The sequence below is a fragment of the Candidatus Bathyarchaeota archaeon genome (assembly GCA_026014585.1).
GTDB lineage: Archaea > Thermoproteota > Bathyarchaeia > Bathyarchaeales > Bathycorpusculaceae > Bathycorpusculum.
This window is the reverse complement of record JAOZIA010000013.1, coordinates 17,210-38,679: the sequence shown is the minus strand read 5'-3', so window position 1 is coordinate 38,679 and position 21,470 is coordinate 17,210. Positions and strand designations below refer to the sequence as shown.

The window sequence follows — 21,470 nt, the reverse complement described above, 5'->3', positions numbered from 1 at the left end:
GCTCTGTAAGCGTTATGCTATTGTTGTTTTGAGTATTGTTAGAAAGTCATCCATTGTTTTGGCCGGCATGCTCATGATGTGCACGGTTCCGCGGGAGCCCAACTCGATTGATACGCGTGTTATTGTGTCGTTGTTGGGGGCTTCTACAATGTTTACAAAGTCATATCTGCCAAGGGTTGCGTATTGTTGGATGATTTTTGCGCCGAATTTTTCGACTTCTTTGTTTACTTCTTTTATTCTTTCAGGTCGTTCTTTGATTGTTTTTCTTCCTTCAGAAGTCAAGGATGATAAAAGAATATAGATTGCCAAAAAACATCCCTAAAGACAACATCTTTTATGCAGATTTAAGGATTTTGATTAATCTTAATTAAGCTTGATAAGGGTTAATATTACTGAGGGAGTTCTTGCATGGGAATAGTTGACAAAGAGTTCCCAAGTATTCTTGACAGCGCTTATGAACAGTACAAGCTTGACTTGCAACGCTACAAACTCGTAGAAGAAATTATGACACCTATTGTTTATACTATATCGCCTGAAGAGTCAATGTACACAGCTGCCAAAAGCATGGGCGAAAAACACGTCGGCAGCCTAATTGTAAAAAAATACGAAACTGCAGTTGGAATAGTAACTGAACGAGACTTGTTAACGAAAGTTTTTGCACAAGACAAAGACCCCTCTGATGTAAAAGTAGAAGAGGTAATGTCTTATCCCCTAGTTGCCATTCGTTCAACAGCAAAAATCAAAGAAGCAGCACAAACCATGATTAAAAAGAAGGCCAGATTAACCGTTTTTGATTCTGGAAAAATGGTTGGCATCGTCACTGCATCAGATTTGATTCGAAGCTTGCCTGATATTCCGGAGACAAAAGCTTTAGTTGACGATTTTATGAGTGAACCTGTTGAAATTGCAGAATCAGATGTGTCTCTTAGAACTGTCGCTAAACTGTTGGGTGAGAAACGTATAGGAAGCGTTCTAGTGAATATTAACGGAAAAGTATCAGGTATATTTACTGAGAGAGATTTGCTTAATTGTTTTCTAACAAAAACCGAAGCCTTAGAGAGAGCAGTTGGAACCTGTGCTTCACCAAAGCTAATAACAATACCTTCAGGAACTAGTGTGCATACAGCAGCAGCTACGATGTCCATGAAACAAATAAGACGACTGCCAATTGTTAAAGATGATAAAATTGTTGGAATAATCACTGCGCGTGACCTAGTTGAAGCCTACGCCCGATAAGATGCGGAAAAGTTCATAAATGCTATTACAGTGGAAATTAACGCTGATTTATCAATAATTCATTGGAATCTCCCCCCCGATGAATTATTCAAATGTGCATAAACAGACCTAATTTGTTCATTGGCATGAAATTAATCGGGTTATGAACCCACTAGATTAATATATTGTCCAATTTTTCCATACTCCTATACTTAGGACGGGACATAATTGTTTGGCTACGCGGGAACCCTATTAAACGTTAATTTAACAACAGGAAAAATACGAACAGAAAAATTAACCCAAGAAGTCGCCAAAAAATATGTTGGCGGTATCGGCTTAGGAATGTATCTTTGGCTCTCCAACTCCAAAGCAGGAGTTGACCCCTTTAACCCCGAGAACCCGCTTATCCTTTCACTAGGACCCTTAGCAGGTACAATGTTTCCTACAGGTGGCAATGGGCACGCTTTTATTTCAAAGTCACCAGCGACAGGCGGTGTCGGAGAAGCTGTAAGTCATGGAACATTTGGCACTGAACTAAAAAGAGCCGGCTATGATGCAGTAATCATAGTAGGTAAATCAGAAAAACCAGTCTATCTTTGGATAGATGATAACAATGTTCAACTTCGAGACGCCAGCGACCTTTGGGGTAAATCACCAGCCCAAACTGAAGACGAACTAAAAGACAAAATTGGTGACCACTACATTCGTGTCTCCTCAATCGGTCTGGCAGGCGAGAAACTCTCCAAAATAGCTTGCATAGTCAACGATAAAACACGTGTTGCAGGCAGGACTGGTCTTGGCGCAGTTATGGGCAGCAAAAACCTAAAAGCCATTGCCGTTCGCGGCACATGTGATGTAGCTGTTGCTAAACCAGTCGAATTCATGGATATGGTGGAAGAATTTCACGAAAGAATGAAAGGTCCAGCTGCACAGAAATACCGCACTCTCGGCTCAATTGAAAACCTTGCCATAAACAATGAACACTGCTGCATGCCAACCCAAAACTATAATGCAGCTCATTTTGATGCACAAAAAATCAATCCCGAAGTATTAAACGAGCACTTTGTCACAAAAATCATCGCATGCAACTCCTGTGCAATGCGCTGTGAACACGAAGTTGTCCTTAAAGAGGGCTTCTATACAGGAACTATGGCGCGCCTTGAATATGACAATCTTTGGGCTTTGGGTCCAAACTGTGGCGTGTCTGAACCAAACTTTATAATCAAAGCTGCTGAACGCTGCAACCATTACGGCTTGGATGCACAGAGCACAGGTGTGAGTATTAGTTTTGTTATGGAATGCTACGAAAAGGGCATATTAACCTCTGAACAGCTTGGCGGCGTTGACGCACACTTTGGCACCGGAAATGCCATGGTGAACCTTATTGAAAAAATAGGTAAACGTGAAGGCATTGGTGATCTCTTGGCTGATGGCGTAAAGGTTGCCGCTGAGAAAATCGGCAAAAACTCGCTTTTGCTTGCAATGCACATTAAAGGCTTAGAAGTTACCGGTTATGACCTGCGCAGTTTAAAGACTGCCGCTTTGGGCTCTGCGGTTTCTTTCCGAGGTGCTGACCATAGCAGAAGTAGCGCTTACACGTTGGATTTGAGTAATACCGTTGACCGCTTAAAAGCTGAGGAAGGACGCGGTAAACTGGTAAAGGATCTTGAGGATAGTTATGATTTGCTTGATTCCTTTATTATCTGTAAAAACGCTAAAGGCACCTTGTATGGCGATCTTGTTGATTTGACAAAAATATACAGCGCTGTTACAGGCTTTGAAGTTACAGCTGAAGAATTAGCTATTATGGGTGAACGAATACACACACTTGCTAAACTCATAAACACTCGTGAAGGCTTAAGCCGTAAAGATGATACTCTACCTTGGAAAGTCATGAACCAGCCAGTTCAAGATGAGGGGCCAGCACAAGGCGCAATTGTCACCCAAGAGGAACTTAACCTGATGCTGGATGATTATTATACGGCACGTGGTTGGACCAAAAAGGGTTTCCCAACCGAAGCTAAACTTAAGGAATTAGACTTAGAAAAGTTCTCAAACCTAATCAAGGATGTTGAGGGGTAAAAAAATGGTTAAACTACACGAACGAAGATTCATCTCAGCTGACCCAAACAAATGTGTTGGTTGCCAAGTCTGTGAATATGCTTGCTCATTTGCTAAAGAAAAAGTTTTCAACGCCGTAAAATCCCGCATCCGAGTCGTCAGGCAAGACCAAGTACACAACATCGCAGTTACCTGCAGATTATGCCAAGACCCAGCATGTGTTGCAGCCTGCCCAAGAGATGCCTTAACACAATCAGCTGATACAGGCAACATTGTCATTGACAAGGACAAATGTAATGGTTGCGGTTGGTGTATTGAAGCGTGCAGTTATGGCGCAATGATGATGCATCCTGAAACAAAAACAGTCTACGTTTGCGACTTGTGCAAGTACCGACCTGATGGTCCTCAGTGTGTTAAGTGGTGTCCTGAAGAAGCCTTAACTGTCACCACAATTGATGTGTTGGCGCAGAAGGCAAGAATCAGCGCAATCAAAAAACTCTTCCAAACAGGCTAAGCGGTAAATAAAAAAAAGAGCCAAATCGTCAATTTTGGCTACAATACCCCATTAACTTAATATACTGTACGCTTGACTACATATCTTCAAGTTAAGGGAGGAATAGAGTATTGCTCGGTTACGCAGGGAGAATTCTACGCATAGATTTAACAACAGGCAAAACTCAAATTGAAAAATTAGATAAAGAAACCGCCAAAAAATACGTTGGCGGCATAGGCTTAGGCATGAGGCTTTGGCTGAACAACACCAAAGCAGGAATAAAACCATTTGACCCCGAAAATCCCTTGGTTCTAGCAGTTGGGCCCGTATCAGGAACAATGTTCCCAACAGGTGGCAATGGGCACGCTTTTATTTCAAAATCGCCGGCAACAAACGGATTAGGCGAAGCGGTAAGCCACGGAACATTTGGCGCAGAAATCAAACGTGCAGGATACGACGCATTAATCTTGACTGGAAAAGCCGAAAAACCAGTCTATTTATGGATTGACGATGATGCAACCCAGCTAATGGATGCTGAAAAACTCTGGGGCAAAACACCTGCTGAAACAGAAGAAGCCATTAAAGATGAAATCGGCGACTACTATGTTCGCGTTGCCTCAATTGGTTCAGCTGGCGAGAAACTCTCCAAAATAGCTTGCATTCTTAACGAGAAAACACGTGCTGCTGGCAGAACTGGTCTTGGCGCAGTTATGGGCAGCAAGAACCTAAAAGCCATCGCGGTCAGAGGAACACGAGACATTACAGTTGCCGAGCCTGAAGAATTTATTGACATGGTAAAAGAATTCCATGAACGAATGAAAGGTCCTTCAACTCAAAAATACCGAACCCTTGGCACCGTGGAGAACCTCCCAATCCAAAATGCATCTTACTGTATGCCAACCCGTAACTATTCAACTTCAACTTTTGAACACGCCGATAAACTATCTCCAGAAATCATCAACGACCGCTACATCGCAAAAATTATCGCGTGTAACTCTTGTGCAATGCGTTGTGAGCATGAGGCAGTCATCCGTGATGGTCCATACAAAGGTACAATGGCAAGAATCGAATACGATAATCTTTGGGCTTTTGGTCCAAACTGTGGCGTTGATAAACTTGATGCAATAATAAAAGCCGCTGAACTCTGCAACAATTACGGTTTAGATGCACAAAGCACAGGTGTAACTGTTGCTTTTGTGATGGACTGCCATGAAAGAGGCATCCTTTCACATGAAGACCTCGGCGGAATTGATGCTCACTTTGGAAACGCTGATGCTATGGTGCAGCTGATTGAGAAAATTGGCAAACGAGAGGGTATCGGAGAAATTCTAGGTGACGGCGTCAAAGTTGCTTCCGAGAAAATCGGTAAAGGCTCTGAAAAGCTTGCTATGCAGATTAAGGGTTTGGAAGTTACTGGTTATGATATGCGTTGCCTTAAAACTGCCGCTTTGGGCTACGCAGTTTCGTTCCGTGGCGCAGACCATAACAGAAGCAACGCTTACGCGGTGGACCTGAAAGGTAAAGTTGACCGCTTAAAAGCTGAGAAGGGTAGAGGCAAAATAATCAAAGACTTAGAAGATAACTATGCCCTTATTGACTCCTTAATTATCTGCAAGAACTCAAGAGGAACACTCTACAATGAAACTGCGGATATGGCAAAACTCTACAACCTAATTACTGGTGAATCTGTAACTGCTGAAGACTTAATCCTTGCAGGTGAACGAATAATCACGTTGGCAAGACTCATTAATACACGTGAAGGCTTAAGCCGTAAAGATGATACGCTACCCTGGAAAGTCATGAATGAACCAGTCCCAGATGATGGTCCAGTGAAAGGCGCTAAAGTAACCCAAGATGAACTTGACCTGTTGTTGGATGATTATTATGTGGCACGTGGTTGGAGCTTTGAAGGTTACCCAACAAAAGATACCCTCAAAAAACTGGGTTTAGAAGAGTACTCTGCTATAGTTGAAGGAAAGGAGGAATAAAAATGCCAAAACTTCACCAAAGAAAATTCGTTTCTGTTGACCCCGAAAAATGTGTCGGCTGCCAAATCTGTGAATATGCGTGCTCCTTTAACAAGGAAAAAGCATTCAACCCCCTAAAATCCCGCATACGCGTAGTCCGAGTAAACCAAATAGCAAACATGGCAGTAGCCTGCAGATTATGCGAAGACCCAGCATGTGTTGCAGCTTGCCCAAGAGATGCGCTCTCCCAATCAGAAGATACAGGAAACATCGTGCTTGACCCTGACAAATGCAATGGATGTGGCTGGTGCATTGAAGCCTGCGATTACGGCGCAATCATGTTGCACCCAGAAACCAAAGTTGTCTACGTCTGTGACCTATGCAAAGACAAAGCTGATGGTCCTCAGTGTGTTAAGTGGTGTCCTGAAGAAGCCTTAACTGTCACCACAAGCGATGTGTTGGCGCAGAAGGCAAGAATCAGCGCAATCAAAAAACTCTTCCAAGAAAAAGAAGCAAAAGAACAATAAATCCAGGCAATTTTTTGCCCTATCTATTTTTTGTTTCCAAACAACTCCAGCAGTAATGTTGAGACTCTATGAGCAGTAGTTTCAACTTTTCCTGTTAAGCCTTCACCAAAATCTACGTGTCCCGGCTGAATCAGCAAAAGTGCAAGTTTTGTTTTTGTTGTTTGCTGGATTAGCTCACAAAATATTCGCAGTGGCAATAGATGTGAGGTGTATGCGGCAGTGCATGTGATTTCCTTGGGTTCAACCAGTTTGCTGTCGCCTGCCTTGAGGTTGAGGAATGCGGCGTCAATCAAAAGTACATGTGTGGGTTGGAAATCTTGGATGTCTTGGAGGTAGCTTTCTGGGACTATTTCGCACTCCAGCAACCGCACGTTATTTTGGACTTTGCTGTTTAGGGTTTCTACAATTTTTAAGCCGACATAATCATCTTTGCGGATTGGGTTGCCTATGCCTGCAATGACAACCTTATCTGCGCCCTTAAACCAGTTTTTTAGTTCCTGCTCAATTTTGTTTTGCATGTCAAAAATTAATGGTGTTGGCTGGAAAAAAGTTTCCTCTCAGAGCCCTTTAGTGAACGCATCACCTGAATCTACACTTGCAGGTTTTTCCATTATGGTTTTGCACCATTCAATGATTTGCTTTTCTGTCTCAGACTTATTTTTTAAGGCTTTAGTGATTGAAATGTCTCCAAGCCAAATGGAGTCTGGAACTAATGCTTTGATTTGGTCAGGTGATAAGGGTTTATCACCATCTTGAACAATGAACGAGGCAACTTTTTTCTCTGCTAAACTGTTCTTCTTAAGGTAAGTTAGGATTGCTGGGGTTATGCGGCTTGCCCAATTAGGCGTGCCAACAACAATCAAATCGTAATCCGCAGGCGATTTCTTGATGGGTGTAATCTCGGTTTCTGCGCCCTTGCGTGCATCTTTACCACCGCTCAGCCAGCCCATTGGTCCGCTTCGGTTTTTCTGGTCTACAATTTCTTCTATATCCGCGCCAATTTCAGCTGCTATGGTTTCAGCGACAAACTTGGCATTACCAGTTCGAGAATAATAAACGATAAGACTTTTCATTTCTATGCCTCTTATCAAAGCTAAATTGGTTGATTAATGATATAAAATTTATTAAAAATTAAATCAGATAAATGAAAAAAAATAAAATTGCGCCCTAAAAAACGGGCTAATTTATCTGCTTACTGAGCTGACACGTTGCTTTTGAGCGTTAAAAACTTCCACAGTAAGAGGCATTTGTCCAACTGCAGCGTGTGTTGCGCATCCAAAGCAGGGGTCATAGGCGCGGAATGCCATTTCAACCTTGTTTAGGATGCCTTGGTCAATTTTGCCTTCGTGGATTAAGCCTTTAGCTGCGTCGCGTATGCTCATGCAGATTGCGGGATAATTGTTGGTTGTCGCCACAATCATGTTAACATCTTTTACCATTGCGTCTTTGTCTAGTGTGTAATCGTGAATCAGTGTACCGCGTGCCGCTTCAACGATGCCGACACCTTGACCTGGTTCGCCGGGTTTGTTGCGTACATTTGTGCTGGTACTTTCGGGGTCTTTAACAAGCTCTACGGCTCGTTCAGACGCGTAGAGAAGCTCCACTAATCTTGCCCAGTGGAATGCTAAGGTGCTGTGGACTGGTTTGCCGCCAAGCGTCTTGTACATTTCCTCATACTCAGCCTGCGCCAAAGGTGTAGCCATACCCTCTGCTGCATTTAGCCTGCCCAAGGGTCCAACACGATAAATTCCGCTGTCTGCACCTGCAACTTCACCTTTCCAGCCAACTGCTTTAAGGTATGGGAATTTGCTGTATGTCCATTCTTCAACGTGCTCGCCGATGTGCTCAAGATAATCTTGACTGTTGAACTTTAGACATTCTTTGCCTGATGGGTCAACCACACGGACTTTTCCGTCGTAGAAGTTCACTTTGTTGTTTTCATCCACGGTTCCCATATAATAAGTGGGCATCGTGTAGGCCTGACTCTTAATCATGTCTACGTAGCCGATGTTGCCTAAGACGATTTCATGGAACAGTTTTAGCGAGAACTTGGCAAAATCAACACAGGAAGTTGCCATCTTTTCGATTTCTGCACGGTTTTCCTCAGTTAGTGCCTTTGAGATTCCGCCTGGTAATGCACAGACGGGATGGGTTGCTTTTCCGCCGATGATTTCAGTGATTTTCTGTCCATACGCGCGGTGTTTAATGACATCTTTGGCAACGTCCATGCCTGCTTTTTCGATGACGCCGAGGATGTTGCGTTTTTCTGCTGGCGCGTCTGGTCCAACGATAAAGTCTGGACCACCCAGATAGTAGAAGTGAAGGGTGTGGTCGTAGATGAAGTAGGCTGTGTACATTAGTTCACGTAGTTTCTTAGCTGCAGATGTGGGTTCCACGTCAAATGCTGCGTCTAATGCTTTTACTGCTGCCATGTGGTGTGCGACTGGGCAGACACCGCAGATTCTGGTGGTTAATTGTGGCATGAGTTCTGCTCTTCTGCCGATGCAGAATTTTTCGAAACCGCGGAGTTCTGGGATTTTTAGGTAAGCGTTTTCTACTTCGCCTTGCTCGTTTAGGAATATGGATACGTTTCCGTGTCCTTCAAGGCGCGTGATTGGGTCAATTACTACTTCTTTCATTTTTTAATCACCTTACGTTTCAGAATTGAGGCAGGAAGACTGTACATGTAAAAGGTTCCCACAGGGTCCTTTATCTGCGCCATTAGTTCCTCAATTTCCTCTTCCGTATACGTTTCCTTTCCATCATAACCAAGAATAGATGCAAGAGCACTAATCATAGCCGCGCCTTGCTCTGGAACATTTGGAGCCGCACCACCGCAACCAGTGCATGGCATATCAACTTTGAGGCATTGTGCACCGCAGCCACTTCGAGTTGCTGGACCCATACAGAGGATTCCCTGCTCAAGCAGACATCTTTCGGGGTCAGGTTCTTTTTCGTAGACGCGGTAGATTTTGTCAATTTTCTTGTTTTCCCTTTTGCGTGGGCATTCGTCGCAGACTGCTTTGGGTGGGGCAAGTACGCTGCCTTTCGGTGGCAGTTTTCCGCTTGCAATTGCGTCTATTGCTGCAACGATTAGTTGAACTGGGGGCGGACAACCTGGCAGATAATAGTCCACATCAACAGTTTGCGCCAAAGTTTTGACCGTGTCGTAGAACTCGGGGATTTTGAGTGTGCCTTCTTTTACTTGGGTTTCTGTTTTTGGCATGGTTGCTTGTGAGTTAATGTTTGATTTGTCTTTGATGTAAACTTGCTCAAATACTCCGTTTTTGTCGCTCAGGTTAGCTAGCCCTGGAATGCTTCCTTCGTGGGCGCATGAACCAAAAGCAATCAGAGTTTTGGATTTTGATCTGAGGACTTTTGCCATGTGTTCTTGTTCGCTGTTGCGGATTGAACCGTTAAAGAAGGTTATGTCAATGTGTTTATCGGGTAATGCTTCAACATCCTTGTACTTGACATCGATAGCTACTGGCCAAAATACTATGTCAGCGATTTTGACTACGTCCAAGATTTTCTCGTTTATGTCAAGTACGGCTATTTCGCATCCGCCGCAGCTTGCAGCCCAGTAAAAGGCTATTTTCAATTTTTCAGTCATTAGTTTGTTGCTCCTTGCGTTATTTGCTCCATTATTTTTGACGCTTTAACCCTGAGATCCCCAAAAGCAAGCTCATCAGGTGACATGCCCAAGGCTAAGCCTAGCAATTGAGGATAGTGGAGTATGGGAATACCATACACCTCATTAAACATTTTTTCTATACGCAACTCGTTTGTATCATACATAATGTGGCAGAATGGGCAAATCGTGATTAACGCCTGTGCATCCACCATTTTTATGTGGTTAAGCTTGTTTCTTGCCAGTTGCAACGCGATTTTGTCGCTGACGCCAACACTTGGGGCACCGCAGCATTCTGTTTCGTCAATGTAGTCAAGGCATGTGGCTCCTGTGGCTTCGACTAGTTCTTTGAGTGTTTGGGGGTCTTCGGGGTCATCAAACCCAATGTACTCTTTAGGTCGCAGTATGTGGCAGCCGTTGTGTTCGGCAACTTTTAGGTCAGTGAGCGGTCTTGTAACTGCATCTCGGATTTTATCGTAACCCACATCCTCTTTTAGCACTTGTAGGAGATGTTTTGTTTGGATAGTGCCTTTAAACTCAAGTCCCGCTTCTTTGAGGTGACTATTAATTTGGTCCTTGAGCGCTGTGTCCTCTTTGAGGATTTTGTTAACTTTCTTTAAGGTTCCCGCACAACCTGGACAAAGCGTCAAAATGTCTAGTCCCTGTTGTTCTGCCAACGCAAGATTCTTAGCGGCTAATATCAGCATGGTTTCGTGACTGACTGCATCAAGCGGTAAGCCGCAGCAGTTAAACTCTGGCATCTCCACCAATTCAATACCCAGCTTTGCCAAGACTTTGCGTGAGGAAATTTCGTAGGAACTGACACGGTAGGGTACTGCGCAGCCCAAAAAAATCAGGTATTTACTGCTCATTTGCTTTTGCTCCTGCCTGTTTTTCCATAAATTTTACGCCTTTGAGAACCTTACGTACCGCCTCAGGGTTACCTTTTGGCAGCGGCGGTAGCCCCAATTGTTCCCGTTTTTTGATTCGCAACTCAGGAATTTTGTATGCATAACCTGACTCAATTACAGCTGCGGCTTGTTCTTTGAAAACGGTTGGGATGCAGCCTCTTTCTGCTGCCATGTTGCGAAGAACCCGTATTACACTGGCAACTTCTACGTCTTGGGGGCAGCGGTCGGTGCAGGTGAAGCATGCGGCACAAAGCCACAGGGTGTCGCTGGACAGTACGCGTTCTTTTAAGCCCAGTTTTGCCATGTAAATTAGGGTTCTTGGGCGGTATGTGTCGCTGTAACGTGCTACGGGGCAATCAGATGTGCATGTTCCACACTGAAAACATTTCAGAATTTTTTCGCTTCCATGGATTTTCGCCAGTTCGTATTTGAAGCTGGGGTCAATCTCGGAAGCTTTAATCGGCTGCTCACCGACTTTTGGTGTAACTGCCTCACTCATAACGCTTCAACTAACCTAAATTTTAACACTCTGTACAGTGCTAACGACTATTCCCAAAGCCCCAAACATATACATAAACATTCAGATAAAACATTAAAAAAACATCCATGAATAAACACAAATTTTGAGCTACCACGTTTTTCTTTTTACATCACATCAACAAATGGCGAAGCTTGCCTGCTAAAGAGTGGTGTTTATTGAAGAAGCAGAGTTGAAACTGTGCTTTTGCACGAAAATCTTTGGCATACGTGAACACTTGTTTTAGAATTTTTCACAGAAAAATGTTTGATTTATCGCTTTTCAAACTTCTTTAGAGTCTTGTTGCTGTAAATCAGTCTGCACCCCGAAAGAATTTTCAATATCTAATGAGTAAAAATGCACTATTAGTGACCTCCCTCTATAGGTTCTGCAATGATTAACTAATAGGCTCCAAATAGACGCCAAATAGTAGTGAAAGAAATTGTGTTTATTGAAAAACGGGTTTTTAGCCCCAGAACCTGACTAAATCAGATAGCGCCCGCTCAAACAGGTAATTCTGCGGCATCACATCAACCTTCACGCCCAATTCCTTTAGAGCTTCAGCAGTAGTTGGACCAATAGCCACCGTCGTAACTTTACCATTCAGAAGGGCTTTGACCTGTTGGGGCGTTGCTTTTTCGGTGAGCATTTTAAAAATGTTTTTTACGCTCAAGCCGCTACCAAACACTACCGCATCAATTCGCCCTGTGGATAAATCTTCATAAAAACGCGCCTTAAGCTCCTCGTCCACGGGTAAGCCTGACTCGTAAACATAAATTTCCTGCACATCTGCCCCCATTTCTTTGAGTTTGTCTTTAAGGATGGGGGTTGCACTAGTGGTTCTTGGGATTCGGATTTTTTTGCCTCGCAAGTCCATGTCTTTTATGGTTTCGATTAAGCCTTCACTACTGTATTTAGCAGGAACCATATCCACATGCACACCAAAATCAAGGCAAGCCTCTGCCGTTTTGGGACCAACTGCAACCACAAACGATGTTGCCAACCCAGTCATCAAATCCGTGGTTTGTTTGAGGGTTTTTGCGGCTTCGAGGAGATGTTTGATGCCGTTGGTGCTCATGAAAACAACCCAATCAACGCTGCCCGCTTTGAGTTCGGTGATGAATTGTTTTATTTGGGAAAAGTCGGTTAGACCTTTGATTTCTATGGCTGGGATAAAGTAGGGTTTGCCGCCTAACGCGGTGATTTGCTCTTGGGCTTCTTGGATTTGCCCTGCTGGACGGGTGATTGCGATGGTTTTTCCGTTTAGGTTAGGGGTTTTTTGAACCATGCCAGTTTCCTCCCTAAATTGGCTACTTCACCGATAACAATGACTGATGGCGGCTTGATGTCGTGCTCTTGTGCTTCTTTTATAATGGTGCCTAAGGTGCTGATTAGTGTACGCTGCTCAGGGTACGTTCCTGACTGAACAATAGCAACGGGCTTTTCAGGGTTGACTCCCCCGTCTAAGAGTTTACCAACGATGCCATCGAGCGATTCTACGCCCATCAAAACCACCATCGTATCCACCGCATTGGAGATTTTCACCCAGTCCACAGGTTTTTCAGCATCACCTGCACGATGCCCAGTTATGATGGCAACAGAAGCCGCATAATCCCGATGCGTCAAGGGGATTCCAGCATACATTGGCGCCGCCACTGATGAGCTGACGCCTGGCACAATCTCAAACTCGATACCCGCTTCCGCTAAGGCTTCGGCTTCTTCTCCGCCTCTGCCAAAAATGAATGGGTCACCACCTTTAAGGCGTACAATGTTGCCGCCTGCTTGGGCTTTTTCGACGATTAGTTCAGTTATTTTGTCTTGGGGAACTTCGTGTTTGCCTGTGCGTTTACCGACGTAGAGCATCTCTGCTTTTTCGGGCGCTAAAAGAAGGATTTCAGGTCCAACTAGCCTGTCGTAGATGAGCACGTCTGCATCTTTTATTGCTTTAACTGCCTTGATTGTAAGTAATTGGGGGTCGCCTGGTCCTGCGCCTACAAGATACACTTTACCATGTGCCATAGGTTTCTCTCCATTCTTTTTCAAACTCTTTAGCTCCTTGAGCAATCAAATCCGTGCCAACACGTCTGCCGAGTTCTTCAGCTTGTCTTAAGCTACCTTTAGCAGATGCGGTAATCCTGTTTCGGGTCTTAAGTGAGTAAACGCAGCCAAACAAGGATAACTCATCACCCGTGACTTTTCCAACTGCGCCGATAGGCACGCGGCAGCCACCTTCCAGCGCCAATACTAAACTGCGCTCAGCCGTAATCTCTGCTCGGGATGCCTTATCGTTAGCGCCCTCAAGAAGCGCAATTACGTCTTTGTTGCCTTCTTTAGCAGCAATCGCTAATGCACCTTGACCCGCCGCTGATGGAAACTGGTCTAAGGGTAAGCGCTCGGCAATTTCTGATTTCAAATTCATCCGCTCTAGCCCTGCCTCAGCAATCACTACACCTGCCAGTTCGCCTTTGCGGACTTTGCCGATGCGTGTGTCAATGTTTCCACGGATGGGTTCCACTTCAAGGTCTGGGCGAATAAACTTGAGCTCTGCCAATCTGCGTAGGCTGCCTGTTCCAACGACTGCTCTTGCGGGTAAGTCTTTGAGGGGGGTATTGTTTTTTGAGATGAAAACGTCGCATTGTGAGTCTCGTTTGGGGATTGCGGCGATTATGGTTCCTGCTTGCTGCTCTACGATGGGCACGTCTTTTAGGCTGTGTACTGCAAAGTCCACTTCGCCTGAGACGACTTGCTGGTCGATTTCTTTTTCGAAAAGACCTTTGCAGTCAATGGTGAAGAGGGGTTTGCCGTGTTCTTTGTCTCCTGTGGTTTTGATAATTTTTAGTTTAAACTCTAAGTGCGGATGCAAAACTTTGAGTTGTGCACGAACTCGTTCGGTTTGGGTTACTGCCAGTTTGCTTCCTCGTGTCCCAACAGTCAAAATCATCCTAATTTGCTCCTTTTGCAGCTTTTAGTGCATTGTCAAAAGCATTAATTGTAAATTTCAGGTCTTCTTCGGTGTGTGCGGTTGAGAGGAAGCAGGTTTCAAACTGTGCTGGTGGAATGAAGACTCCTTGTTTTAGGAGTTCGTGGAAGTACGCATTAAACATGTTAATGTTGGACTGTTTAGCGCAGCCATAATCTGTGATTGGCGTATTAGTGAAGAATATTTGGTATAGTGAGGCAATGTTGTAGACTTGCGCGGGTACTTTGTAGTTTTGGGCTAAATCTGACAAAGCCTTTGCCAGTTGGGTGCAGTTCTTTTCGAGTGTGGGGTAAATCTGGTTTTTCTTTTGGCTCAAAATGCTTAGTGCAGTAAAACTTGCAGTTGCTGAAACAGGGTTGCCGCTAAATGTTCCCGCCTGATACACCTTGCCAACAGGGGAAATGTTTTGCATAATTTCTTTTTTACCGCCAAACGCCGCCAAGGGAAAACCGCCGCCGAGAACTTTTCCCAGCGTTGCCATGTCAGGGGTAATGTTGAAATATTCCTGAGCGCCACCCAGTGCCAAGCGGAATCCCATGATGATTTCATCAAAAACCAACACGACACCATACTGACTGGTTAGTTTACGCAGTTTTTGCAGGTAATCTTTTTTTGGCAAAATCAATCCGACATTTGCCATTACAGGCTCGATAATGACTGCGGCGATGTCGTTGCCTTCCTTTTGCAGCACATTTTCTAAGGATTCGATGTCATTGTAGGATAGCACAATGGTGTTTTGTGTGGTTTCTTGGGGGACACCAAGTGAGGTGGGTGTGCCAAACGTTGATGCTCCTGAACCTGCTTTGACTAGCACGTTGTCATGGGAGCCATGGAAGCCTCCTTCGAATTTGATGATTTTTTTGCGTCCCGTGTAGCCTCTTGCGGCGCGGATGGCGTGCATTGTGGCTTCTGTGCCTGAGTTGACCAGCCGTAGCATGTCCATGCAGGGTGAAGCGTTTTGGATTAACTCAGCAAGCTCAACTTCTCTTTTAGTGGGTGCACCATAAAGTGTCCCGTTTGAGAGCTGGCTTTTTACTTCATCCATTATTTCGGGATATGCGTGCCCAAAGAGCAACGCGCCATAAGACATGCAGTAATCCACATAGGATTGGTTATCTTCGCTGACCAGTTTGGAGCCGTTAGCGCATTTTACAAAGAAGGGATATGGGTCAAAAGCTCGAACGGGACTGTTTACGCCGCCAGGCAAAACCTTTTTGGCTCGTTCAAAGAGCGCGGCTGATTTGCTTATTGCTGATTCAACCATGATTTCACATCTTTAGCATGATAGGTAATTATGAGGTCGGCTCCTGCTCGTTTGATGCTGGTTACGACTTCGTTAACGACGGTTTTTTCGTCTATCCATCCGTTGAGTGCTGCGGCTTTTACCATGGAGTATTCGCCGCTCACGTTGAAGGCAACGATTGGTACGTTGAAGCTGGCTTTTGCCAAGGCGATAATGTCTAGGTATGCAAGGGCGGGTTTAACCATGACCATGTCTGCGCCCTCTGCAATGTCGAGTTCGATTTCCCGCAGAGCTTCTGCGATGTTGCTTTGGCTCATTTGGTAGCTACGTCTGTCACCAAATTTTGGCGTGGACTCAGCGGCTTCACGGAAGGGACCATAAAAACCTGAGGCGTACTTGGCGGAGTAAGCCATAATGGGGGTCATTTCAAATCCTGCATCATCTAAGGCTTCGCGGATTGCGCCGACTTGTCCGTCCATCATTGCGGAAGGTGCCACAATATCTGCTCCTGCCTCAGCTTGGCTCACGGCAACCTTGCCTAAAACATCCAAGGTCTGGTCATTTAGAACTTGGTCATCTTCGATTATGCCACAGTGACCATGGCTCATGTACTCACACAGACACACGTCACCCACAACTACCATTGCGTCGCCAAGTTCCTTTTTGATTTCACGTGTGGCTTTTTGGATTACACCATTTTTAGCGTAAGCGCTGGTGCCTTGCTCATCTTTTTTGGTGGGAACACCAAACAAAATCACGCTTTTAACACCCAAATCTTGTGCCTGTTTAGCTTCTGCTGCTACTTGCCCCAGTGGCAGGCGGCTGTAGCCTGGCATGGAGGTGATTGCTGCGGGTTTTTTGATGGTTTCATCCACGAAGATTGGGTAGATTAGGTTGCTGGGTTGGATGTGGACTTGATTGAGCATTTGCCGCATCGCAGCGGTTTTGCGTAGTCTTCTCATTCGTACGGTTGGAAAACTCATTTTTTGGTCTCCTCATGATTATTGGTAACTTGTTTTTCTAAATGGTTAAGGGCGATTTCTTTTGCCTCTTTGAGTTTGTTTTCTTTTATGAGTTTTTTAATGTCTGGGTTATTTAGGATTTCGTGAAGAATCTGGCTTCTGTCTTTTTGACTTGGAATTTTTTCCTTAACAACCTTACGCATATCCTTTTGTAGCTCTATTTCCAGCAAATCCTCTGGTGTGATTAACCGTTCAATGCGTTGCCTAAGTTCCCTTGCCATCGCAGGGCTTTGACCTGAAGTTGAAACCGCAACCTTCACCTCACCCAACCGCGCAACCGCAGGAAAAATAAAATCTGATAAATCAGGGCTATCCACGCAGTATACTATGCATCCTGCGGCTTTAGCAACCGTTACCAGTTCACGGTTAAGTGCGGAATTATCAGTTACAGCTAGCAAGATATCGGGTTTTGGGTTGAGGCTGTCAAAGAAGGATTGGGCATCGTGGATTTCGGTTTGAAGCAGGCTTAACGTTTTTTCTTGACTTAGTTCTTGAATGGCATTGGAGAAGGTTTTGCTTATGACCCAGATTTTTGCTCCTGAACCCGAAAAGTTGAGGAGTTTTCGGTGGGCTTCTGCACCTGCACCGATTACGAAAACGGTTTTGTCATTCAATTTTAGGTCAATTAGCAAGTTTGCCAGCGTCCATTAAATGTAATTGGGTTATAGTTATACTTGGTGAGCGGATTTTTGAATTTTTTCACCCAGTTGGAATAAAGCGTGATTGCTGTCGTAGCTTTTACCGCCCACCAAGCGTCCTCCGCCTTTATTTACAGAAGCCTTATATTTAAGCGGGATGGTTTATCCAACCATGAATGCCTCAGCGAAGACTGACCACATAATCAACGTCAGAATAACACACAAAACGGCGCATGTGCCGTTAATGGAAGCTGTGGCATTCAAAGACAAAGAATCCGCTCTCAAAGAACTCAATTTATTTAGCAGTCTTGAAGAAGCACTGATTTTGCAGACTTGCAACCGCATTGAACTTTATCTGGTTTGTGAAGATGGCTTTGATGCTCTGGTTTTGGCAAAGACCTATTTAGCTAACCGTGCTGGGTCATGCTCGCAGGAAGCTATAGGCGCGATTGAAACTTCATCGGATCAAGAAGCGCTGGGTCATTTATTGCGGGTTGCCTCTGGTTTAGAATCAATGGTTATCGGCGAAGATCAAGTTTTAAATCAAGTTTGGGATGCATATTTAGAAGCGGAAAAAGCTAAAACCGCCGGGCCAATCTTAAATCTGATGTTTAACAGGGCAATAAAAGTGGGTAACCGCGTGAGAAAAGAAACAGGCATAAACAAAGGCGCTGTTTCAATTGGTTCAGCAGCAGTTGAACTGGCAGCAACCATAACAGGAAGCCTAGAAGACAAGAAAATCCTAGTTATGGGTGCTGGAGAAATAGGTACACTAGTTGCAAAAGCATTGGCGAGGCGTTGTCTGAGTCCCATTTTTATTGCAAACCGAACACATGATCGCGCAGTAAGGCTGGCAGAGGAGCTTTCGGGGCAAGCAGTAAAGTTTGACCAGTTGGAGAATGTTTTGGTTGATGCTGACGTGGTTATTTGTTCAACTGGGGCACCGCATTACCTGTTAACTAAAGAAATTATTTCTAAACTGAAAACCAAACGCACAAACAAAAACGACTTAGTCATAGTAGATATTTCTAATCCCCGAAACGTGGAAAAAGCAGTTACAGAAATTTCAGGTATTAAACTCTACAACATTGATGATTTACAGGTAATCACTGACAAAAATAAGCTGGAAAGACAAAAGTGCACAGAGACCGCTGAATCAATCATTCAAGAAGAACTTGACGAGTTAACCTGTGACGTGAAAAGCCAGTCAGTGAGGCTGATTATTTCAGATTTACTTTCACACACCGAAGAAGTCAGGCAAAAAGCGCTCGCCAAAGCCCTAAGCATACTGGGAGAAGTGAATGAAAAAGAGCGTAAAGTGCTTGAGGATTTAACCAGTATACTGCTCAAGCAAACCTTTGTTCCTATAGTGGAAAATTTGCGTGCAGCAGCAGTTAACGGTGACCAACAACTCATCGAAACAGCAGTTAAATTGTTTGGTAAAAATGGAGAGAAATCAGTTGATGACAAAACAAGATAAAGTAGGATTAATCCTCATTGGGCATGGAAGCAAACTGCCCCATAACAGAGAAAACCTTGAAAAACTAGCCGAAAACATGCGCAAAAACTCCAGTTTCAGCATCGTTGAAATCTCTTTTATGGTGCGCAACACACCCACAATCTCTGAAGCAATAGACACTGTAGTCCAAAAAGGCGTAAACAAAATCGTTTTGGTTCCTGCCTTTATCGCACAAGGCGTACATACAACCCAAGAAATCCCTGAACTCATCGAAGTAAAAGATAAGCAATCGCAGCTTTCAGCCAAAGGAATTAAAACATACTATGGCGAACCAATCGGTGCAGACCAACGCATAGCCGTTATTTTAGAAGAAAAAGCTCTAAAAGCTCTTGGACAAAAAATAACCGATGAACCAATTGTTACGCCTTTTGCTGGAAAACAAATTTTTGACAAAAGCATGACGTTAATCCGCCCAGAAATCCAAGATGAACTCAAAAAAGCACCAAACACGCATGCCTCAATCATTGAACGGGTCGTTCACACTACAGCTGACCCCGAATTTGCTAAACTACTGGAAATCAGCGACACAGCCGTTGAGTCAGGTGTTGCCGCTATTAAAGCAGGAGCCAAAGTAATCACTGATGTAAAAATGATTAAGGCAGGCATCAACGAAACACGTCTGGAAAAGTTTGGCATAAAAATCCTCACATACGTTGAAGATAAGCAAGCCATAAAAATGGCAAACGAAGAAGGTATAACACGCTCCACTGCAGCTTCACGATTAGCAGTCGAAGATGGTGCTGATGGCGCAATTTTTCTTATAGGAAACGCTCCAACAGCAGCATTTGAACTAGCACAACTTGTTGAGGCAGGCAAAGCTAAACCCGCCTTAATTGTTGCAACAGAGGTTGGCTATGTCGGAGCAGCAGAATCCAAAGAAGCCATCGCAAAACTCCCAGTTCCATACATCATCATCAAAGGACGCAAGGGCGGAAGCACAATCGCCGTAGCCATTTTCAACGCGCTTTTGGGTATGGCAGAGGAAAATTAGGAATGGCTAGGTTCCTCAAATACGGCATAACCACAGGAGCAACCGCAGCAGCCGCAGCAAAAGCAGCAACAATAGCCGCCTTAAATGCGCCTGTTGAGCGGGTTGTTATTCCCACGCCGATTGGTTTGCGTTTTGAGGTTCCTATAAAATCCAGCCGAAAACTCGGTGAAGGCATGGCAGAAGCAGTTGTGGTTAAGGATGCAGGTGAAGATGTTGATGTCACCGATAAGATGGATATAACCGCCACAGTGAAGTTAACCGGTGACGGGCAAGTGACAATCAAAAGCGGCGTAGGTGTTGGAAAAGTCACTAAGCCGGGTCTGCAGGTTCCAGTTGGTGAGGGAGCAATCAATCCTGTGCCAAGAAGCATGATAACTGAGGCAGTCAAAGAAGTTTTACCTCAAGGAGTAGGCGTTGAAGTAATCATCAGCGCGCCAGAGGGCGTATTGGTTGCCAAGAAAACCATGAATGCAAAGCTAGGCGTTGAAGGCGGCGTTTCCATTTTGGGTACAACAGGCGTGGTTAAACCGCTCTCTTCAGATGCATGCAGACGCTCATTGGTTCCTCAAATTGATGTTGCCTTAGCCAAAGGTTACAAACGCATTTTTGTTGTTCCCGGAAACATCGGAGAACGAATTGCAAAAGAACAATTCGGAGCACCAGGTGACGCGATTGTCCAAACAGGCGACTTTGTCGGCTATATGCTTGAAAAAGCTGTCGAGAAAGGTGTACCAGAAATCATTCTGCTTGGGCACTCTGGAAAAATTGTCAAATTAGCAGCTAACATTTTTAACACACATTATAAGATGGGGGATGCCCGCAACGAAGTTATCGCTTCTTATGCTGGCGCGGTGGGCGCATCAACCCAAACCATAAACGAGTTGCTATCAGCTAACACTACTGATGAGGCAAGTGAGATTTTGCGGCAAGCTGACCTGTTGGAGCCGACTTATGAGCGGATTGCCAATCGGGTGCATCAGCGGGTGAGTGACAGATTAGAAAACAAAATCAAGATAAACGTGATTATTGTAGCAATGGATGGAAAAGTCCTTGGAATGGACCAGAATGCACGGTGCAATAAACCTTGGCAAAACTTAACATAGTTGGAGTTGGACCGGGTTCCCCGGATTACGTAACAGAAGCCGCAAAATTGGTGGTTAGTCAAGCACAACTGGTTATAGGCGCACAAAGAAGCATAGACTTAGTTAAAGAGCACATTTCAGGCGAAGTTAAAGTTTTAACTGCCCAAAACGTTGAAGAAACACTAAAACTTGCAGTTGACTCAGCAAAAAACGTGAACACTGTGCTGCTATCAACAGGTGACCCAGGATTCGCAGGATTATTACGCTCGGTTTTGGAACGTAACCTGCTTTCTCCAAGTGAGGTTAATGTGGTTCCAGCAGTCAGTTCACTGCAGGTATGCGCAGCACGGCTTGGTATGCTTTGGGATAACGTAAGACTGCTGAGTTTCCATGAAGGCGCAACCGAAGAAAAAAAAGGCGAACTTGCCGAGATTGTTCGTTTAGGCAAAAACGTGTTTGTTTTGCCTGACCCTAAAGCGTTTCCGCCCAGCGAAATCACAGGCTACCTTATTCGCAGAAGAATAGATGGAAAAACACGGGTTTTCTTGTGTGAAAACCTAACCTTAGAAAATGAGAAGATCACAGAAACCACACTTTCTGAGGTTACAGGCATAAAGGTTGCCTCGTTGTGTGTTATGGTAATCAAAAATTCACAGTAAATCTCTAAAGGGAA

The 21,470-nt window shown here is 44.5% G+C and carries 22 protein-coding genes; 9 read left to right on the top strand and 13 right to left on the bottom strand.

What is annotated here, in order from left to right:
* Nucleotides 1-12: 12 nt before the first annotated feature.
* The gene (locus tag NWF01_05445; protein ID MCW4024464.1) at nt 13-309 is read right to left on the bottom strand and encodes a GYD domain-containing protein; all 297 of its coding nucleotides are present in this window, start codon (nt 307-309) and stop codon (nt 13-15) included.
* 99 nt (nt 310-408) lie between these two features.
* Between NWF01_05445 and NWF01_05440 the strand changes: the two genes are divergently transcribed.
* From NWF01_05440 to NWF01_05420, 5 genes are all read left to right on the top strand, one after another.
* Nucleotides 409-1,236, top strand: a complete 828-nt coding sequence (locus tag NWF01_05440; GenBank protein MCW4024463.1) for a CBS domain-containing protein — start codon at nt 409-411, stop codon at nt 1,234-1,236.
* 207 nt (nt 1,237-1,443) lie between these two features.
* Nucleotides 1,444-3,297: an aldehyde ferredoxin oxidoreductase family protein gene (locus NWF01_05435; GenBank protein ID MCW4024462.1), complete on the top strand. Its 1,854-nt coding sequence runs from the start codon at nt 1,444-1,446 to the stop codon at nt 3,295-3,297.
* 4 nt (nt 3,298-3,301) lie between these two features.
* Complete coding sequence (locus NWF01_05430; GenBank protein ID MCW4024461.1) at nt 3,302-3,790, top strand: 4Fe-4S dicluster domain-containing protein; 489 nt, start codon at nt 3,302-3,304, stop codon at nt 3,788-3,790.
* A gap of 110 nt (nt 3,791-3,900) precedes the next feature.
* Entirely contained in the window at nt 3,901-5,757 is a 1,857-nt protein-coding gene (locus NWF01_05425) for an aldehyde ferredoxin oxidoreductase family protein (protein MCW4024460.1), read from the top strand.
* A 2-nt stretch (nt 5,758-5,759) separates the two neighbouring features.
* Complete coding sequence (locus tag NWF01_05420; GenBank protein ID MCW4024459.1) at nt 5,760-6,263, top strand: 4Fe-4S dicluster domain-containing protein; 504 nt, start codon at nt 5,760-5,762, stop codon at nt 6,261-6,263.
* Between the two features lie 23 nt (nt 6,264-6,286).
* Here NWF01_05420 and NWF01_05415 read toward each other — a convergent pair whose 3' ends face one another.
* From NWF01_05415 to NWF01_05360, 12 genes are all read right to left on the bottom strand, one after another.
* Complete coding sequence (locus tag NWF01_05415; GenBank protein ID MCW4024458.1) at nt 6,287-6,781, bottom strand: hydrogenase maturation protease; 495 nt, start codon at nt 6,779-6,781, stop codon at nt 6,287-6,289.
* Nucleotides 6,782-6,820: 39 nt separating this feature from the next.
* Nucleotides 6,821-7,336: a flavodoxin gene (locus NWF01_05410; protein ID MCW4024457.1), complete on the bottom strand. Its 516-nt coding sequence runs from the start codon at nt 7,334-7,336 to the stop codon at nt 6,821-6,823.
* Between the two features lie 111 nt (nt 7,337-7,447).
* Nucleotides 7,448-8,902 carry a Ni/Fe hydrogenase subunit alpha gene (locus NWF01_05405; protein ID MCW4024456.1) on the bottom strand — a complete coding sequence of 485 codons (1,455 nt, stop codon included), beginning with the start codon at nt 8,900-8,902 and terminating at the stop codon, nt 7,448-7,450.
* Entirely contained in the window at nt 8,899-9,876 is a 978-nt protein-coding gene (locus tag NWF01_05400; protein ID MCW4024455.1) for an oxidoreductase, read from the bottom strand. The genes NWF01_05405 and NWF01_05400 overlap by 4 nt, the downstream gene beginning before the upstream one ends.
* The gene (locus NWF01_05395) at nt 9,876-10,766 is read right to left on the bottom strand and encodes a CoB--CoM heterodisulfide reductase iron-sulfur subunit B family protein (protein MCW4024454.1); all 891 of its coding nucleotides are present in this window, start codon (nt 10,764-10,766) and stop codon (nt 9,876-9,878) included. Before NWF01_05395 ends, NWF01_05400 begins: the two co-directional genes overlap by 1 nt.
* Nucleotides 10,756-11,304, bottom strand: a complete 549-nt coding sequence (locus NWF01_05390) for a 4Fe-4S dicluster domain-containing protein (protein ID MCW4024453.1) — start codon at nt 11,302-11,304, stop codon at nt 10,756-10,758. Before NWF01_05390 ends, NWF01_05395 begins: the two co-directional genes overlap by 11 nt.
* Nucleotides 11,305-11,788: 484 nt before the next feature.
* On the bottom strand, nt 11,789-12,610 hold the full coding sequence (locus NWF01_05385) for a uroporphyrinogen-III synthase (protein MCW4024452.1): 822 nt from the start codon (nt 12,608-12,610) through the stop codon (nt 11,789-11,791).
* The gene (cobA, locus tag NWF01_05380) at nt 12,586-13,341 is read right to left on the bottom strand and encodes a uroporphyrinogen-III C-methyltransferase (GenBank protein ID MCW4024451.1); all 756 of its coding nucleotides are present in this window, start codon (nt 13,339-13,341) and stop codon (nt 12,586-12,588) included. The genes NWF01_05385 and cobA overlap by 25 nt, the downstream gene beginning before the upstream one ends.
* A complete protein-coding gene (gene hemC / locus NWF01_05375) occupies nt 13,328-14,263 on the bottom strand; it encodes a hydroxymethylbilane synthase (GenBank protein ID MCW4024450.1) in 936 nt (311 codons plus the stop codon). Before hemC ends, cobA begins: the two co-directional genes overlap by 14 nt.
* 1 nt (nt 14,264) lies before the next feature.
* Entirely contained in the window at nt 14,265-15,566 is a 1,302-nt protein-coding gene (hemL, locus tag NWF01_05370; protein ID MCW4024449.1) for a glutamate-1-semialdehyde 2,1-aminomutase, read from the bottom strand.
* Nucleotides 15,548-16,528, bottom strand: a complete 981-nt coding sequence (hemB, locus tag NWF01_05365; GenBank protein ID MCW4024448.1) for a porphobilinogen synthase — start codon at nt 16,526-16,528, stop codon at nt 15,548-15,550. Before hemB ends, hemL begins: the two co-directional genes overlap by 19 nt.
* A complete protein-coding gene (locus NWF01_05360; GenBank protein ID MCW4024447.1) occupies nt 16,525-17,181 on the bottom strand; it encodes a bifunctional precorrin-2 dehydrogenase/sirohydrochlorin ferrochelatase in 657 nt (218 codons plus the stop codon). Before NWF01_05360 ends, hemB begins: the two co-directional genes overlap by 4 nt.
* 181 nt (nt 17,182-17,362) lie before the next feature.
* On the opposite strand from NWF01_05360, the gene hemA reads away from it, so the two are divergent.
* Genes hemA through cbiE form a run of 4 tightly spaced genes read left to right on the top strand, consistent with a single transcriptional unit; the run spans nt 17,363 to nt 21,456 of the window.
* Nucleotides 17,363-18,685 (top strand): glutamyl-tRNA reductase, encoded by a 1,323-nt coding sequence (gene hemA / locus NWF01_05355; GenBank protein MCW4024446.1) that lies wholly within the window; start codon nt 17,363-17,365, stop codon nt 18,683-18,685.
* Nucleotides 18,669-19,715 (top strand): sirohydrochlorin nickelochelatase, encoded by a 1,047-nt coding sequence (gene cfbA / locus NWF01_05350; protein MCW4024445.1) that lies wholly within the window; start codon nt 18,669-18,671, stop codon nt 19,713-19,715. The genes hemA and cfbA overlap by 17 nt, the downstream gene beginning before the upstream one ends.
* Before the next feature lie 2 nt (nt 19,716-19,717).
* A complete protein-coding gene (cbiD, locus tag NWF01_05345; GenBank protein MCW4024444.1) occupies nt 19,718-20,818 on the top strand; it encodes a cobalt-precorrin-5B (C(1))-methyltransferase CbiD in 1,101 nt (366 codons plus the stop codon).
* Nucleotides 20,800-21,456, top strand: a complete 657-nt coding sequence (gene cbiE, locus NWF01_05340; GenBank protein MCW4024443.1) for a precorrin-6y C5,15-methyltransferase (decarboxylating) subunit CbiE — start codon at nt 20,800-20,802, stop codon at nt 21,454-21,456. Before cbiD ends, cbiE begins: the two co-directional genes overlap by 19 nt.
* The last annotated feature ends 14 nt before the right edge of the window (nt 21,457-21,470 follow it).

Excerpts from the sequence above, each read along its gene's own strand:
- NWF01_05405 (MCW4024456.1), bottom strand. The coding sequence starts at position 8,902 with ATGAAAGAAGTAGTAATTGACCCAATCACGCGCCTTGAAGGACACGGA.
- NWF01_05420 (MCW4024459.1), top strand. The coding sequence starts at position 5,760 with ATGCCAAAACTTCACCAAAGAAAATTCGTTTCTGTTGACCCCGAAAAA.
- cobA (MCW4024451.1), bottom strand. The coding sequence starts at position 13,341 with ATGGCACATGGTAAAGTGTATCTTGTAGGCGCAGGACCAGGCGACCCC.
- NWF01_05395 (MCW4024454.1), bottom strand. The coding sequence starts at position 10,766 with ATGAGCAGTAAATACCTGATTTTTTTGGGCTGCGCAGTACCCTACCGT.
- cbiD (MCW4024444.1), top strand. The coding sequence starts at position 19,718 with ATGGCTAGGTTCCTCAAATACGGCATAACCACAGGAGCAACCGCAGCA.
- NWF01_05430 (MCW4024461.1), top strand. The coding sequence starts at position 3,302 with ATGGTTAAACTACACGAACGAAGATTCATCTCAGCTGACCCAAACAAA.
- NWF01_05415 (MCW4024458.1), bottom strand. The coding sequence starts at position 6,781 with ATGCAAAACAAAATTGAGCAGGAACTAAAAAACTGGTTTAAGGGCGCA.
- NWF01_05410 (MCW4024457.1), bottom strand. The coding sequence starts at position 7,336 with ATGAAAAGTCTTATCGTTTATTATTCTCGAACTGGTAATGCCAAGTTT.
- NWF01_05440 (MCW4024463.1), top strand. The coding sequence starts at position 409 with ATGGGAATAGTTGACAAAGAGTTCCCAAGTATTCTTGACAGCGCTTAT.
- NWF01_05385 (MCW4024452.1), bottom strand. The coding sequence starts at position 12,610 with ATGGTTCAAAAAACCCCTAACCTAAACGGAAAAACCATCGCAATCACC.
- hemC (MCW4024450.1), bottom strand. The coding sequence starts at position 14,263 with ATGATTTTGACTGTTGGGACACGAGGAAGCAAACTGGCAGTAACCCAA.
- NWF01_05390 (MCW4024453.1), bottom strand. The coding sequence starts at position 11,304 with ATGAGTGAGGCAGTTACACCAAAAGTCGGTGAGCAGCCGATTAAAGCT.
- hemA (MCW4024446.1), top strand. The coding sequence starts at position 17,363 with ATGGTTTATCCAACCATGAATGCCTCAGCGAAGACTGACCACATAATC.
- hemL (MCW4024449.1), bottom strand. The coding sequence starts at position 15,566 with ATGGTTGAATCAGCAATAAGCAAATCAGCCGCGCTCTTTGAACGAGCC.
- cfbA (MCW4024445.1), top strand. The coding sequence starts at position 18,669 with ATGACAAAACAAGATAAAGTAGGATTAATCCTCATTGGGCATGGAAGC.
- NWF01_05400 (MCW4024455.1), bottom strand. The coding sequence starts at position 9,876 with ATGACTGAAAAATTGAAAATAGCCTTTTACTGGGCTGCAAGCTGCGGC.
- hemB (MCW4024448.1), bottom strand. The coding sequence starts at position 16,528 with ATGAGTTTTCCAACCGTACGAATGAGAAGACTACGCAAAACCGCTGCG.